The sequence below is a fragment of the Paraburkholderia sp. BR14374 genome (assembly GCF_040948685.1).
Lineage (GTDB): Bacteria > Pseudomonadota > Gammaproteobacteria > Burkholderiales > Burkholderiaceae > Paraburkholderia > Paraburkholderia youngii.
Window position 1 is genome coordinate 63,231 of sequence record NZ_JBFPKF010000004.1, and the last position, 15,857, is coordinate 79,087.

The following is a 15,857-nucleotide window of genomic DNA, read 5'->3' on the forward strand; positions in this document are numbered from 1 at the left end:
GTTTTGAAGAAACCTTTCCTCGGTTTTTTATTTGCAATTATCTTGGCTTTTTCGACAACTGTGCGTGCGGAGGGTATGTGTGGGGAGAATGAAAGTGTAATATTCAATTGTGAATTGCATTCATCGACTGCTTCTTTATGCGAAGCGAAAGACGCCAAGGTATTAACATATCGCTACGGAAAAGAGGAAAAAATAGAGCTTGAAATATCCGACGCAGGATTTAAGAGGGGTAATATATTTCACTTTAGTGATGTTCCTTATTCTGGTGGAGGCGAGGCGCATATCAGATTTTCTAGGGGTGGATATACATATTATTTATATGATAAAACAGTGAAAACGGAAAGTGGGCCGCAGTTTTCAGCTGGAATCGTCATATACCGTGGTATCCGTAGGATCGGCGATCGAATATGCGTCAACGATGCGTCGATACGTCAATCTGCATACAGTGAAATTGAAAGAGAAGAGTATAGGGATATTCGGTCTAAGTAGCTTAATACGTGTGCCGGATGCATGGAAAGACGATATCCAGCCGTACCTGTGACGACGGAGCGTATGAACGGATCAACCCTCGAGCATTCAGAGGGATGATTTCGATTTGCATTAGAGCAACGCGACAAATTTTTGAGAAGGGTTAGATGCAAATTCGCCGAGCTGACTACATCTAATTGCGCAGATGAACTGAATGAAAAAACTAGCATACGAAGGCGACAGCACGAGTCACGGAGGAAAAATCCTAACCGGCTCGGACCGAATCAAAGTCAAGGGGCGGCGCGCGGCCCGCGTCGGAGATCTCGTCTCCTGTCCAATTCACGGCGACAACGCAATCGTGGAAGGAAGCAGCAGCATCAAGGATGCTGGCACACCGCTTTCACGTGATGGAGACAAGACTCAGTGCGGAAGCGTCCTCATTGCCCTTTCGGATGGTGCGACAGTCAGATAAACGAATGCCAATCGACTTCGCTCGCGTACCGCCGCGGATGGCAGTACCTGCGCCTCCACAACTATCAAAACTGGTTTGGACTGCGCTTCTAGTCGTCGTCCTTTGTTTTGGTGCCGCACTAACACTTGTTCTTTGGCCGCAAGGCAGAACAATCAATCCGATCTGGTTTTGGTTCTGTCTAGTCGGCTATCCGATGCTTTCATGGACATTTTTGCTGTGCCTCCGCCTTGGTTATCTACATGCGCGACGCAGTGAAGCACTAGCGGTGAATCACGTGAGCGACTGCGAGATGGAAAGATGCCACGCCATTGCCGGCGTGCCACTCGCGCTGATAGGTCATACATGGCGTTTCTCGGCTAATCGCAATGAGAATGATGTTCAGGGCGTTGTCGATGGCAGCCTTAGGTTGAATACTCGGACGAGCGGAGCCAAGCCGAATACCGATGTTGACGCACGCTGGATAGAAATCCCGAATCAAGAGGTCCATTTCGGAAACGAACTCACCGAATATTCTCGCCATCGTGTGGTCTGCAACTGGCTTCTGGCCCAGTTGATCGAAGATCTGTCGCCGCAGTTCGCAGCGCTTTCTGCGGGTACAACGCTTCATTTTGAAGCAATTTCGCATTGCGCCCTTGAGACCAACGACGTGTCCGACAGACTCAAGAAACTCGTCATCGGCAAGTTCCCGGGTTTGCAAATGATCGCAAAACCATCGACAGAGCCGTCCTCGGTGTTCCGTACGGATGCGCTACTCGACGGCATGAGGCCAGGTGTCGTTCATCTGCTGGTCGCGGTGCAATTGCGCGAAGCTGTAAGCGATCGCTTGCAGGACGGTGCTGCGGAGGCGGGTGTCGCACTACTGTTGGGACATCCAAGCATCGCTGAGAAGAAGTCGGAAGCCGGTGCGTTGCTGTTACATCGCCCCGCACGTGGTCAGATGAATACCATAGGCGAGACGCTCGAAAACGCGATGCGTTGGGGAGAAACCGCGTCGACGAATGTTGGCGCCTTCTGGACTCACGGAATTTCGCCGGAAATGGAGGTCGCAATCAGGTCATCGCCCACATTCGACGGAAAGAAATCCCGGATTGACCTGAGAACCACCGTTGGGGATTGCGGAGAGGCGGGGGGATGGTTAGCCACCGCACTCGCAGCAGAATTCGCCGCGCGAACCGGCGATCCGCAACTCGTTCTTACGCAGGCAGACCGTGACCTGATAACTCTCGTGTGCAGAAAACAAGCATGAATGAACGCAAGTTTGAACCCGTAGCCCTTTATATAGGCATCGGCATTTGCATTCTATTCGTTGCTCTGGGTCTGACCGTCTGGATAGAAGGGCTGGCGCGCGGATGGACGCAAGAGACACGAATCATTATCGAGTTGTGCCTGTTCTCGGGCATGCTCATCGCGCTGATGCTCGTGAAGCACTTCGAGGCAGTCGTGCTCTGGATCGCATCGATGCGCGCGACGCAGTGGTTCGCCCGCTACGACTCGAAAAAGAAGCAAGCACGAGGCAAAAGCGAAAACCCGGCATTAGCGCTTTTCCCGGCCTCGGAAAAAATTGTCGCGTTGCGCGAAGCGCTCCGCGCGCTCCACGGCCGCCACTGGCGCTACCGCAACCGCTGGCTTCTGCTGAGCGGCGACCTACCCTTGGTAAAACGCCTCGCCCCCGGCCTCGCCGAAACCGGCTACGCCATCACCGGCAACACGGTCCTGCTCTACGCAGCTCAAACCAGCACGACCCTCGACACCACCTGGCTCACCCAAATCCGCCGCCTGCGCCGCCGCCGGCCGATCGACGCAATCGTCGCGATAACCCGCAACCGCAGCTCAGCCAACTCACCCTTCGACGCGGACGCGCTTGCCCAACGCCTCGCGCGCCACGCGCGTGCACTGCGCTGGTCCGCGCCTGCCTATCTGCTCAACGTAACGGACTTCAGCACCGAACCGAAGTGCGACGACGAAGCGATCGGCCTAACGTGGTCAAACGCCCGCGTGCACGCCCCCCACATTGACGACTCGCTACAAAACCTCACCCGCCAGCTCGCGGACGCCGGCGTCCTTCGTCTCGCCGACGACAAACACGATCGTTACCCCGCGGAGTTATCGCAACACATCGAAAGGCTTTCCAGCGCGTTGTCGGGACTGGTCGCGCAGACCGCGTATTCACATTACTGGCGCCAGGCCGTCCACGGCCTTCTGTTCGCGCCGCTGTTCAAGGAGCGCGAACTAGCCCCGCCCGCGACCTTGGGCGACGACAAAGACAAGGCAGGTGAAGACGCCGAGGCGGATCGCATCGCCCCCCAACACCGCACCGTCTGGCAAACCGTCGCCGACCACAGTCGCAAGCTCCACGGCCGCCGCATCGGCTTCTCTCTATCGACCACCGCCGCGTGGACAGCCACCGCGGCGATCGCATTGTGGATCACCGGCACGATGATCTCGGGTTTCACGAACCGAGCGACGATCCAAACCGCCGCCGACACTCTAACGAAGCTCGCAGAAGCACACGACCCAACCCGATCGATACAAACGCTCGACACACTCGACAAGCAGATCGACACACTCGAATCCCACCAGCGTGACGGCGCCCCACGCCTCGCACGCTTCGGCCTGAACCGCGACGCCGCGTTGCTCGACGCCCTATGGCCCAGCTATGAAATCGCCGCCGGCCGCATTCTCGTCGGCCCGATCCGCGAGAAGCTGGAGGCACGTCTGCGTCAGCTTGCCTCACTGACAGACGCCGAGATTGCAAGCGGCGGCAGTGCCGAAGTGCAGGCCGCCTACGACACGCTGAAGACCTACATGATGCTCGCCAGGCCCGAGCGCGCGGCCGCTGCCTTCCTCGCACCGCAGCTCACCGCGACGTCCGCGCCCACGCGTCCCGACAACTCGCCGCTGTCGGCCGGCGGATGGGAGGACCTGCGACAGCACACCATCGCCTTCTTCGCGAATCATCTAGGCCAGCGTGCCTCGACAAGCGGCTCGTCGCTCGCGATCGTTGCCGATAGCAGTCTGATCTCGGCGACGCGCCAAACGATCATCGGCGTGCGCGGCATCCAGAACTCGACCGGCGCGGTCTATCAACAGATCCTCGACGACGCCAAAGCCAAGTATCCACCCGTGTCGCTCGTGACGCTGCTCGGCGACACATCGAGCCGAGGTTTGTTCGGCACCACGGCCACGGTCCCTGGCGTTTTCACGCGCGCGGCGTGGGAGGAGCGCATTGCAAAAGCGATCGACGACGCGAGCGAGCAGCGCAAGATCACGGGCGACTGGGTGCTGTCGGACGTCGAGAATAAAGCCGAGCCGCCGTCGTCGCTGAAAGCCGGGCTGCGTCGGCGCTATTTCGACGATTACGCGCGCGCCTGGGGGCTGTTCCTGAACAGCCTGCGCTGGCAATCGGCACCGACGCTGTCCGCGACCGCCGATCAGCTAACGCTGCTCGGCGACCCACAGCGCTCGCCGCTCGTGATGCTGATGAACGCGATCGTCTATCAGGCGGGCGCGGGCGCGCGCACGCAATCGCTGTCGGACACGCTGGTCAACAAAGCGCAGCAACTGGTCGGCGCAGACGAAAAAAATCCGTCGAAGCAAACGCAGCCGCCGCTTGCACCGCTCGCAGTCGCGTTCGGGCCGATGCTGCGGCTTGCCGGAAGCGATCTAGCGTTCGGCGCCACGCGGGCGAACGCGAAGTCCGCCGCGCAACTGGCCGCGACCGGCGATCTCAGCGTCGCGCGCTATCTCGAACGCGTGACAGCGATGCGTCTGAAGATCGAACAGATCGTGTCGAGTCCCGACACCGACGCGATGTCGCGCATCGCCGCGCAGGCGGTGCTGCAGGGCAAGACCTCGGACATCGCCGACAGCCGCGATTACGCGAGCCGCCTTGCCGCGAGTCTCGGCGAACGGTGGGCCGGCTTCGGCGGGCTGTTCCAGGCGCCGCTCGATCAAACGTGGCAGGTGCTGGTGCAGCCGGCCGCGGCGAGCCTCAACGAGATCTGGCGCACGGCGATCGTCGCTGACTGGAACGGCGCGTTCGGTGGCCGCTATCCGTTCGCGGACTCCGACAACGACGCGTCGCTGCCGGAAATGGCGCGCTTCATGCGCCCCGACAACGGCGTGATTACGCAGTTCGTCACGACGCAACTGGCGGGTGTGGTCGAACGCCAGGGCGATCGCTGGATCGCCGCGCAGGGTGCGAGCGACGGCCGCGCATTGACGCTCGATCCCACGTTCCTCGACGGACTGAACAAAATGACGCGCGCATCGACGGTGCTGTTCCCGTCCGGCGACGCCCACGTGCGCTACGAATTGCGCGCGGTGCCGACGCCGGGCGTCAGCGACACGCGTTTGGTGCTGTCGGGCCGCGAACTGCATTACTTCAATCAGAAGGAAGAGTGGACTCCATTCCTGTGGCCCGGCGATTCGCTCGAAAACCTGTCGCATATCGAATGGCAGACCGAGCACGGCGGCCTGCGCTCGGCACTCGACGCCCAAGGCCGCTTCGGCCTGATCCGTCTACTCGAACGCGCGCAGGTGTCGCAACAGGACGCTGCGCGCTATGTGCTGTCGTGGCAGCCCGACCAGAGCGAGGGCATCCCATTGCGCGTGCAGCTGCGCAACGAGACGGGCGCGGGCCCGCTCGAAATGCTCTCGCTGCGTCACTTTAAGCTACCCGCGCGAATCTTCGTGACCGGCAATCCAAAGAGCGCGCCGAAGCTATCCGAGGCGAACCCGCCGCCACCATTGCCGCCCGCGGCGCTCAACGCGGCGAAGCACGCGACCGTGGGCTTGCCGCAAGGTTCGCTGCCGGAGGTCGAATAAATGCTGTCGAGTTTGTTGAAGACGCTGTTCCCGTCGCGCGATGAGGAACAACGCGTACGCGCGCGTCTCGATGCGTGGAGCGCATGGCTGCAGCCGCTACCCGGCGAGCACGGCTGCGGCCGCGACCCTGGCTATGAAGACCTGTTCTTCGAGTTGCGCGAGGAAACGCAAAAACTCTCCGGTATCGACGACAGCCTGGTCGTCCGTTCGTGCGAGCAGTTGCTGAAGGAGACCGGCAAGGATCTGCGTGTCGCCGGTTACTACGCATTTGCACGTCTGCGCGCGGACGGTCCTTCCGGCTTCGCGGATGGGCTCGAACTGGCGGCGTCGCTCGTCGAGCGCTTCGGCGAGAATGTGCTGCCCGCGCGCGCCGAGGCAAAGAAGGGCGCGCTCGACATGCTTGCCACCACACGCGTCATCGAACTGCTCGAGAGTCGCGGCGAGTTCGCGGCGGCCGACCTCGAACGCGCGATCGCCGCGCTCGATCTGCTTGTCACGCGTACGGCCACATGGACCGGCGCGGCTCGGCCGAATTTCGCCGCGCTGATCGCGCGCTTCGAGCAGAACGACGCAGCGTCGCGTGGTAATGAGCTCGATCCGGCAACGTCATCCGTGGCGTCAGGCCCAGCTTTTACAGGCAGCCCAAACGTATCGATCGCATCGACGCGCGACCTGCTCGACCAGGCCCGCTCAATGGCGCTGTGGCTACGCGGCCAGGAGAACGGTTACCTATCGTCTGTGCGGCTGGTCCGCGCCATCCGCTGGGACACGCTGCACGAAGTGCCGCCCGCCGATGCGGCATCACGCACACGTCTGATGCCACCGCGTGGCGAGCTGCGTCAGCAGATGAAACGGCTCGTGCTGCAAAAGCAGTGGCATGAGCTGCTCGAACGCGTCGAGGGCGCATTCCTGGAGGGCGTCAATCACCTGTGGTTCGATCTGCAGTATTTCCAGCACGTCGCACTCGATCACGTCGGCGCGCCCTACAGCGCATGGCGTGAACAGTTGCGCGCGGATTTCGCGCTGTTTCTCGAACGCTTGCCTGGCATCGAGCGCCTGGCGTTCAACGACGGCACGCCGTTCGCCGACGACGCATCGCTCGAATGGATCGCACGCCACGCGGTAGTGCGCAATCTCGAGGCGGGCGAGAGTATCGCGCCGCTGCCGGTAGCGGCCGGCGACGACCACGAAGCGACCGGCGACTGGCCCGAGATCGAAGCACAGGCGCGCGATCTCGCGGGGCAGGGTGGCATCGAGGCCGCGCTCGCCTGGCTCGAAGGGTTGCCCGGCCTTCGCACCGATCGGCATCGCTACCTGCAGCGGCTGGTGATGGCACGCCTCGCCGATCACGCGGGTCGCGCGGACATGGCGCTCGCACTGCTCACCGAACTCGACACGAGCGCACGCTCGCTGCCGCTCACGCGCTGGGAACCCTCGCTCGTGTTCGAGGTGAAGCAGCAGTTGCTGCGCGCGTTGAACGCGCTGAGCAACCGCAAGGACGCCGATAGGCCCGCGCTCGCGCGCCGCATCGGCGAACTGCAAGCCGAGCTGACCGTGCTGGACCCGGCGCGGGCGTTGACCTTCTGACAAGAACACCAGGCATGAAACACGACGACCCCATCCTGCGCTACTACGAAGCCGAAATGCGCTACCTGCGCGAGGCCGGCAAGGAATTCGCGAACGCGCATCCCGACCGCGCGCGCATGCTGAACCTCGATCGCGTCGGTGATCGCGATCCCTACGTCGAGCGCTTGCACGAAGGTTTTGCGTTTCTGACCGGCCGTCTCCAGCAGAAGCTCGACGATGAATCGCCGGAGTTGACCGAAGGCCTCGTGAGTTTGCTGTGGCCGCACTATCTGCGGATGATTCCGTCGCTTTCGATCGTCGAACTGTTGCCGCTCGCGGAGAAGCTGCAGCGAACCGAGCTGGTGCCGGCCGGCGTGCCGGTGCGCTCGGCACCGATCGCGGTGCCGAACGCGGCAGGCGCCGAGGGGGCGACGCCGAAGACCGTGCAATGTCTGTACCGGACCACGCAGCCGGTCACGCTGCAGCCACTGTCGATCACGCACGCGGGGCCCACCGTGCGCCACGACGGCCGCTCGATCGTCCGGCTCGGCTTCGAGCTCGATCAGTCCGCGCGTCGCAAGGAAATGGACCTGTCGCGCGTGCGGCTGTATCTGAATGCCGATCTGCCGACCGCGTTCGCGATGCATCTGGCACTTACGCGCGAGGTCGATGCGATCCACTGGCGCATTCCGGAAGTGCGCGATGGCGAAGCGCTGCCGCTCGCCAACGTGACGATCGAGCCGGCCGGTTTCTCTGCCGACGAAAGGCTGTGGCCGAAGGCCGATGCGGCGTTCTCCGGATACCAGTTGCTGCTCGAATACTTCACGTTCCGCGAGAAATTCCTGTTCGTCGATCTGTACGGACTCGACGTGACGAAGCTGCCGGACAATTCGACGCGCTTCGAACTGGAGATCGTTCTGAAGCACGCATATCCGTCCGATCAGTGTTTCAGCGCGGAAAACGTGCGGCTTTTCTGCACGCCGGTGATCAACCTGTTCGAACTCGATGCCGAGCCGATCGAGATCGACCATCACGAAACCGAATACCGCGTGTTGCCCGCCGGTCATCAGGGCGAGCATGTCGAGACCTATTGGGTCGATGCGATCGAGGCGTTCGATCACGACACCGCCGAGCGCTACGAGTACGTGCCGTTCGCGACGTTCCGGCATCGCGGCGGCATGCTGCGGCACGAGGCGCCCGAGCGCTACTTCCATGCGCGCGTGCGGCCCGGCGTCGCGGGTCTGCACGAGACGTGGGTCGTGCTCGGCGGTCACGCCTGGGAGACGATGCACACGCTGCCCGAGGAAAGCCTGTCGCTGCGCGTAACCGGCACGAACGGCATGCTGCCACGCAAGGGCCTGCGCGAAGCGAGCATCGCCGAGTTGGCGGCGAGCACGCCGAACGTCGGCGACGTGAACAATCTCGTCGCGCCGACGCTGCCACTCTATCCGCCGACCGGCGACCGCTTCCAGTGGCGTGTGCTATCGCATCTCGCGCCGAATTTCCTGTCGATGATGAACGCGGAAGTGCTGCGCGGCGCGCTCGCGCTATACGACTGGACCAGCGACGAACTGAACCGCCGGCGCCTCGCGGGCATTCTGTGGGTGTCGCAGGAGTTGCTTGAAGAGGTGGCCGGCGGCTCGGTCGAGCGCGGCGTGCATATCGAGGTGACACTCGATTCGCACGCGTTCGCGGGCGAGGGCGACGTGATGCTGTTCGGCGAATTGCTGCAACGGTTTTTCGCGCTGTATGCGGAGATCAATCTGTTCACGAAGCTATCGATCGTGAGCCTGCCGTCGCGGACCCGCACCGATTGGCCGCGCAGCAAGGCGCAACGGGCTCCGCTATGAGCGCATACGCGAATGCTTTCGAGGCGCGCGACGAACCGCCGAATCTCGAACCGCTCGTCGCCGCGCTGCTCGCGCGCGCGCCGCGGATGAACTTCATGCAGTTGTGCCGGCTGCTCGAATTGCGGGTTCCGCAGCATGCAGGCTTCGGCACGCGCGATACCCCGGCGCACGAACCGGTACGCTTCCGGCCACGCGCGCGCACCGGTTTTCCGGCGGGCGAGATCGCCGCGGTCGAATTCGACGATGATCCGGACTCCTTCGTCGGTTACGCGTCGCCGACCGTACGCACGACCTTCATGGGACTCTACGGCGTCGACGCGGCGATGCCGTCGCACATGATCGATGAGATCGTGCTGCGCGAAGAAGGGCACGAAGTGGTCGAAGCCTTTCTCGATCAGTTCAATCATCGCTTCGTCACGCTGCTGTATCGCGCGTGGAAGAAGTACCGCTATCCGGAGAGTTTTCGCGCGGGCGGCAGCGATGCGCATTCGCGCAATCTCCTGTGCCTCGCCGGCTTCGGCTGGGGCGACAAGCCGCAACGCGCAGGCTTGCCCGATTCGCGCATGCTCGCGCTGCTCGGCCTGTTGATCCAGCGCACGCGCACGCCCGAGGGGCTCGCGGGCGTGGTCGCGCTCGCAGTTCCGGGCGTCGATGTACGGGTGGACGAGTTCTTTCCCGCGCTCGCGCGCGCCGGTAGGCCGCAACGGCTGACGTCGTTGGCCGCTCGTGCTGGTGCGACCAACGACAACGGTCCGCGCCGCGGCCTCGGCGGCGGCTATGTGCTCGGCAAGCGGCTTGCGTATCGCAGCCGGGCGGTGCGCGTGACGTTGCGGCCGGCCGATGCCGCCCAGGCGCACGACCTGTTGCCGGGTGCGTGGCTGCATCGCGAGTTGATGGCGTTCGTGCAGTTGTATGTCGGGGTGAAGGCCGACGTGCATCTGCGGATGGAAATGTCGTCGCACCTCGCGCCGCTTTGCGCGATCAACGGCGGATCGCCAGGACCCGCGCCGCGCCTCGGCTGGACGACCGTGCTGCCCGCCGCGAGCGAATGCCTGATCAACGTCGCGCTCGGGGTTTATCAAGCGTTTCCGAAGCCCGCGGCCAATCCATACCTGACTCGATCCGCGTGATGAACAACGCGCCCAAAGGACTATCGATGAATCTTCGTTCTACCGTTTCCACGGTTGCGGCCGTTGCGCTGCTGTCCGCCTGCGGCGCATGGCAATCCATCTCGGACGCGTCGTCGAGCGCGTATCACGCGGTGTTTATCAAGCGGATCAAGGTGCTCGACGTCGATCTGTCCGCGCGCGAAGCGCTGAACCCCGACGACGCCGGTCGCGCGACATCGGTCGCGGTGCGCGTGTATCAGTTGAAGGACCGCAAGGTGTTCGATGGCGCGTCGTACGACGATCTGCTGAAGAACGACCGCACGCTGCTCGCGCAGGATTTGCAGGCGAGCATGGCATCGGTGCTGAATCCAGGGGCGTCGGCGAGCCTGTCGCAACCGATGCAGGCCGATACGAACTATGTGGCGATCGTCGCGTTTTATCGCAATCCCGGCAACGGGGATGGCTGGAAGTATGTGATCGAGAAGAAAAAGCTCGACGCGGACAAGCCGTTGAAGATCTCATTGATGGATCAGTTTCTGGTGACGGCGGGCAATGTGGCCCACGATTGAGTGAGCCACCGGCTCAATCCTTTCGACCGAGATAGCCCGGCAGTCCCAATGCCCGGTCGCTCTTTGCCAGCTTCAAGGCTTCCTTGAGCAAAGCCGAGAACTTTTCGTCGTTATCGGGCCGCGGCAACATCGCGCGAAAGAAGTCGGACCAGCGAAATTCTTCCAACGGGACATTGGTTTTTTCATAGCCGCCGGCATCGCGGACCGCCGCCGCGAGGCTTCGGTATTCATCGTCCTTCATTTCCCACACGTGCCTGGCCAATTCGGCAAACGGCCGGCGCACCCCTTGCGCGTCATACGGAAAGGTCCATCGTTCGTTTTCCATGCTGAGCCAGAACGACGCCCACGTGTACGAGGAAAGATCCCGCACCAGCACGACCGGAACCGAGCGCACGCCAACCTGCCACAGCGCCGCCGCCACATGGTGATGATCGATCGCGAACGGTATGCCGTTCGGTCCGCAGACGACCGGTATCGGCTTTTCGGCAATGGCCATTTGCAGGTCATGGGCGTTCAGCGATCGGTATTGGCGGGCCTTTTCTCTGACCTCGCGCGCGCCGTGGGTCATCTGCGTCGGACGCAGATCTTCGATTTGCCGCGTGTCCATGTCGGTCTCCGTGTCGGGATGCGATCACGCGGATTCCGCAAAATTCATGCCGCCGCACGAAGCGTCGCTCGCGTTCCGCCAGACGTCTACGGCGCATCGTGCACGCACAGCACCGGATCGCTGACCAGACAATCCTCATCGGATGCGGCAGGTGCTCCGCCGCGCGTTTTCAACGACGTCTGCTGCGCGGCGATGCGCAAGCCTTTGGGCAGCAGCACCCACATGCGCAGCCGCTCTTTGGTGCGGCTCGCCTGGGTCTGCGCGATTTGACCGAAGCCGTACAAATAGTCCGCTCTGACGGCGCCCTGAATCGCGCCGCCCGAATCCTGCGCGAGCTTTCGAGGTGCGGATCGAACGCGAGATAGACGACGCCCATCGCTCCAGTGTCCAGCACGCGGTCGATCCGGTACTTGCCAATCCGAGTAGGCGTTGCTTCGTTGCTCATGCGGGTTCCGGTCGAGGGGCGGCTGGCCGATCACGCCAGCCGCTCCTCGCGCACAACGGCACCGCGACGGCCGGCGCGCGCAAGCTCGTCGTGCGCGGCATGGAGATGGAGGTCAATGTCAGCGACGACGGCGCGGCCGCCGCGAGCAACGACGGCAACGCAGCGGCTGCCGACGGCGACGACGATGTCGATGGTCGCGTCGTCATCGCCGGGCTCAGGCGTCGCGGTGGCTGCGGCGAAGGTATCGGCTGGGTCGCCCGCGAGCGCCGCAGGCACGTCGCCGGGCAGTGCGATCGAGCAGGCCAGCATCGATGCCGTCGCCATTAAGCTGGCCGTCTAGTGGGCCGATCGCGAAGATGATCGCCAGTCGCGAGGCGCGGCATGCCGTAAGTTTCGACGAATTCGTTCAACGGGTCGAAGCTTGCATCGGCGACGCCGCGCAGCGCCGCCGGTTCCGGTACGATCTCGATTCATCGGGTTAGCTTCACGAATCGAGCGCTGCTACCCCGAATTCAAAAGGGGGATGAAGTTGAACCACAGTCTGCAGATGTTCGACCTGAGCGGGCGTCGCGCGCTCGTCACCGGATCGAGTAGCGGTATCGGTTATGCGTTGGCACAAGGGCTGGCAGGCGCTGGTGCGGAAGTCGTGCTGAACGGCCGCAATGAAGCGAGGCTGGCGGAAGCGGTCAGCCGCCTGGGCGACGCAGGCGCGATCGTGCATGGGCGATGTTTCGACGTGACTGCTCCGCAAGCGGTGGAAGCGGCGGTGGCGCAGATCGAAAGCGAGAGCGGCGCGATCGATATTCTCGTGAACAACGCCGGCATGCAGCGGCGCGCGCCGCTCGAGCAGTTCTCGCACGCGCAATGGGAACAGCTGATGAAGACCAATGTGGATAGCGTGTTTCTGGTCGGGCAGGCGGTCGCGCGCTACATGATCGCGCGCAAGCGCGGCAAGATCATCAACATCTGCTCGGTGCAAAGCGAACTCGGCCGGCCCAATATCGCCGCCTATACCGCGAGCAAAGGCGCCGTGAAAATGTTGACGAAAGGCATGGCGATCGATTGGGGCCAGTATGGCATTCAGGTCAATGGCCTCGGCCCCGGCTACATCAGGACGGAACTGACCGACGCGCTCGTCAACGATGAAGCGTTCAGCAACTGGCTGGTCAATCGCACGCCTTCGCGACGTTGGGGCGAGGTGCAGGATCTGGTCGGCGCGGCGATCTTTCTCGCGAGCGGCGCGTCGGACTTCGTCAACGGTCATGTTCTTTATGTCGATGGTGGGGTGACGGCGACGCTTTGACTGGCTTCGCTGCACGCAGGCAAGCGGCGTCGCGTGTGCCCGCTCCAATCCGCGAATTTGTCTTTCTGACAATTGTTTGCATAAATTCGGAGCTCGCCGTATTGATGCTGAGATTGGGCTCGTCATAAGGTGGTGCGACCTCAGCTAAACGGGAGTGCACCGAATCCATGACGAGCAAACCGGCACATCATCGCCCACAGACGCCGCAACCTCCCGGCCTCAGACAACTGGCCTTTGCCTTTCCGTTTCTGCGCAAGGCGCAAGGCAATGCTGCTGCATCCGCCCAGTTCACCGACGAGCACGACATTTACCGCCTTCTCGCCACGAACGAGTCGTCCGGCTCGTATCTCGTCAGCCGCAAGGGCATGTGGCACGGCGGCATCCACATCACGGAGGCGGGCGCGGGACAGGCGCTCGACCTCGACGCGGGACTACGCTGCATCGCGGACGGCGTGCTGATCGCGTATCGCGCCAACCAGGACTATCCGGTCAGCGAAGCAAGCGTGGACGGCAGTAACGTGCCGCTTCAGGCTCCGTACAGCACGGGCTTTGCCCTGGTGCGGCACGAGATGGAGTTTCCGCGCGGCACGAAGCTGACGTTCTACAGCCTGTACATGCACCTGATGTCCAACGCTGACTATGACAACTTCCCGAAGCGGCAGAAGCCGGCGTACTGGTCGCGGCAGTGGCAGGTGACGCAGTTTGCGCAGGACAGGCCGCGGCCGGGTCGCAGTGGGCAGATTGCGGATCCGTCGCAGGTGGGTTTGCCTGTGCGCAGGACACCGAATGGCTCCATCGTTGGCATCCTGCCGCAAGGGGCAGGTGTCAGCATCGGCAAGACTGAAATGGTGCATGGTGCAACGTGGGGCCAGCTAACGGACCTGAACGGAGCAACGCTGTATGCGCCCGAGGCGGGCGGCTATGTCGCAACTTCCGCGGCGGTGGGCGGATGGATTTGCCTGGGCGCGCAGAATGGCGGGCCGGTCGTGAACGAGCGGATTCCGGATTCGATGTTCGACCGGGTGATTGTCACGACGAACCGGACGTGCAGCGCGGGCGATCCGCAGGGGACAGCCGGTGGATTTCCCGTCAAGGCCGGTGACCTGATCGGCCACCCTGGCCGCTATGACCCGCTGAACGCATGTACGAGCGGAACGCGGATGGCGCACATCGAGGTGTTCTGCGGCGAGGGCATCAGGCAGTTCATCAAGTCCGGACGTGACTGGGTTCGGGCCAACTGTGCGCACGAGGACCGGTGGAGCGGACTGGGCCTGTCACCGGAGCCCCCCATTCTGCGCGTGGAGCGTGGAACGACCCTCTACCATGACCATGCCAATGGGCAATCCGGCAAGGATCCGAAACAGACCGATGTGGTCCAGGCTTATCGATTTGCCGCGCTGCCGCAGGATGACGGTCACAGGTTCATGGAAAAAGACCCTGGCAGCGACGGGACGAAACGGCGCTGGTGGAAGGTAGACAGCGCGGATATGCGAGGCAACCCTATTCGCGGATGGGTACGTGAGCAGAGCTTCGAGGGCGGTCGCGTGACGCGGGAGTTTTCGCAAAGCTGGATCGACTTCGAGTGTCACGACGAGGACCACGATCCGACGCACACCATTTTTGCAACCACGGGCGACTATGTGGACTATGCGCTCGGCACTGAGACATCCGGTGCGGGCTCACTTGGCAAGCTGAGCCCACTGATGGCCGCAATCTACCGCGCCCTGTATCCGGGCGCTGACGGTCTTTACGCGGCGGACGAGCTTTGCAGCGTGGGACAAAGCCCTCAGCATTCCGGATTTCCGTGGGCCGCGTTTCGCGCATCGCGTCTCATCGCGAAACACGAAAGTGAATGGGCCAATCCGGCGAAGTGGCAGGCGCTTGTCAGTGCCATCGAAGAGCGCACCGGATTGAGGCCCGAGCATGAAGAGGAGAAGAAGCGCATCGCGAAGCTGGTGTGGTGGGACGAGGTTGCGGCGGGCGTCCCCGGCTTCCCCGGCTCGGATGTGTATCACATCAATCCGATCGGGCTGGTGGGGAATTTCCTTAGGTCGGAGCGGAGTCTAGCTGAGTTGATTCGCAAAATTGGCGACATCATTTCTGGGGGGGAAGGCGGATATGAGTCGTACAACACTGGAACAAACGGCGCTCATGGCGCGGTAGGCCATTCTTACATGACAAAGCCAAAGGGGACCGTTACCGGGAAAACAATAAACGAAATACTGGCGACAGAGCATTTCTCGTACATGAACCCTGCTCGATTTTATACAACGGGCAAGTACCAGACGATCATTCCGACTCTGCGAGAAGGAAAGGCCAGGCTGCGTCTAACGGGAGATGAGAAATATGACGAGGATGTGCAAGAGAGAATGTTCGGTGAATTCCTGATTTTTCATGCTGGCGGCGGTGTTTTGGCTAAGTTCATCAAGCAGGGCGTTGGAACTGTAGATGACGCACAATATGCGGCATCTAAAGAATGGGCATCCATCGCGGCCCCCGCGGGCTGTCGAATAAAAGACGGAAGAATCTCGGATGGCTCGCTCTCCTACTATGAAGGAGCGAATAACCACGCGTATATGCCTTCCACCAATAGGCTTAGAAGCACTCTCGCCGAAATCTCTCAGTCACGTTGATAGAATAT

General features: G+C 62.2%; 13 protein-coding genes. 10 read left to right on the plus strand and 3 right to left on the minus strand.

What is annotated here, in order from left to right:
* Window positions 1–3 precede the first annotated feature (3 nt).
* The 8 genes from AB3X86_RS10505 (at window position 4) to tssJ (ending at window position 10,861) form a co-directional block, all read left to right on the plus strand.
* Entirely contained in the window at window positions 4–489 is a 486-nt protein-coding gene (locus AB3X86_RS10505) for a hypothetical protein (RefSeq protein ID WP_368595907.1), read from the plus strand.
* 193 nt (window positions 490–682) lie between these two features.
* Entirely contained in the window at window positions 683–940 is a 258-nt protein-coding gene (locus AB3X86_RS10510) for a PAAR domain-containing protein (RefSeq protein ID WP_084598343.1), read from the plus strand.
* On the plus strand, window positions 852–2,186 hold the full coding sequence (locus AB3X86_RS10515) for a hypothetical protein (RefSeq protein ID WP_368596327.1): 1,335 nt from the start codon (window positions 852–854) through the stop codon (window positions 2,184–2,186). The genes AB3X86_RS10510 and AB3X86_RS10515 overlap by 89 nt, the downstream gene beginning before the upstream one ends.
* On the plus strand, window positions 2,183–5,767 hold the full coding sequence (locus AB3X86_RS10520) for an ImcF-related family protein (RefSeq protein WP_368595908.1): 3,585 nt from the start codon (window positions 2,183–2,185) through the stop codon (window positions 5,765–5,767). The genes AB3X86_RS10515 and AB3X86_RS10520 overlap by 4 nt, the downstream gene beginning before the upstream one ends.
* Window positions 5,768–7,354: a type VI secretion system protein TssA gene (tssA, locus tag AB3X86_RS10525; protein WP_368595909.1), complete on the plus strand. Its 1,587-nt coding sequence runs from the start codon at window positions 5,768–5,770 to the stop codon at window positions 7,352–7,354. It begins immediately after the preceding gene.
* A 14-nt stretch (window positions 7,355–7,368) separates the two neighbouring features.
* Window positions 7,369–9,183, plus strand: coding sequence for a type VI secretion system baseplate subunit TssF (gene tssF, locus AB3X86_RS10530; RefSeq protein ID WP_368595910.1), 1,815 nt, complete (start codon window positions 7,369–7,371; stop codon window positions 9,181–9,183).
* Window positions 9,180–10,313: a type VI secretion system baseplate subunit TssG gene (tssG, locus tag AB3X86_RS10535; protein ID WP_368595911.1), complete on the plus strand. Its 1,134-nt coding sequence runs from the start codon at window positions 9,180–9,182 to the stop codon at window positions 10,311–10,313. Before tssF ends, tssG begins: the two co-directional genes overlap by 4 nt.
* 26 nt (window positions 10,314–10,339) lie before the next feature.
* A complete protein-coding gene (gene tssJ / locus AB3X86_RS10540) occupies window positions 10,340–10,861 on the plus strand; it encodes a type VI secretion system lipoprotein TssJ (RefSeq protein WP_368595912.1) in 522 nt (173 codons plus the stop codon).
* A 13-nt stretch (window positions 10,862–10,874) separates the two neighbouring features.
* Here the strand turns inward: tssJ and AB3X86_RS10545 are convergent, their stop codons facing one another.
* The 3 genes from AB3X86_RS10545 to AB3X86_RS10555 form a co-directional block, all read right to left on the minus strand.
* Window positions 10,875–11,468, minus strand: coding sequence for a ParB-like protein (locus AB3X86_RS10545; RefSeq protein WP_368595913.1), 594 nt, complete (start codon window positions 11,466–11,468; stop codon window positions 10,875–10,877).
* Between the two features lie 86 nt (window positions 11,469–11,554).
* Complete coding sequence (locus AB3X86_RS10550) at window positions 11,555–11,947, minus strand: 3D domain-containing protein (RefSeq protein WP_368595914.1); 393 nt, start codon at window positions 11,945–11,947, stop codon at window positions 11,555–11,557.
* Window positions 11,944–12,237: a hypothetical protein gene (locus AB3X86_RS10555; protein WP_368595915.1), complete on the minus strand. Its 294-nt coding sequence runs from the start codon at window positions 12,235–12,237 to the stop codon at window positions 11,944–11,946. Before AB3X86_RS10555 ends, AB3X86_RS10550 begins: the two co-directional genes overlap by 4 nt.
* Window positions 12,238–12,436: 199 nt before the next feature.
* On the opposite strand from AB3X86_RS10555, the gene AB3X86_RS10560 reads away from it, so the two are divergent.
* Together AB3X86_RS10560 and AB3X86_RS10565 are read left to right on the plus strand one after the other, a co-directional pair.
* Complete coding sequence (locus AB3X86_RS10560) at window positions 12,437–13,216, plus strand: glucose 1-dehydrogenase (RefSeq protein ID WP_368595916.1); 780 nt, start codon at window positions 12,437–12,439, stop codon at window positions 13,214–13,216.
* A gap of 167 nt (window positions 13,217–13,383) precedes the next feature.
* Window positions 13,384–15,849: a glycoside hydrolase family 19 protein gene (locus tag AB3X86_RS10565; RefSeq protein ID WP_368595917.1), complete on the plus strand. Its 2,466-nt coding sequence runs from the start codon at window positions 13,384–13,386 to the stop codon at window positions 15,847–15,849.
* Window positions 15,850–15,857: the final 8 nt, after the last annotated feature.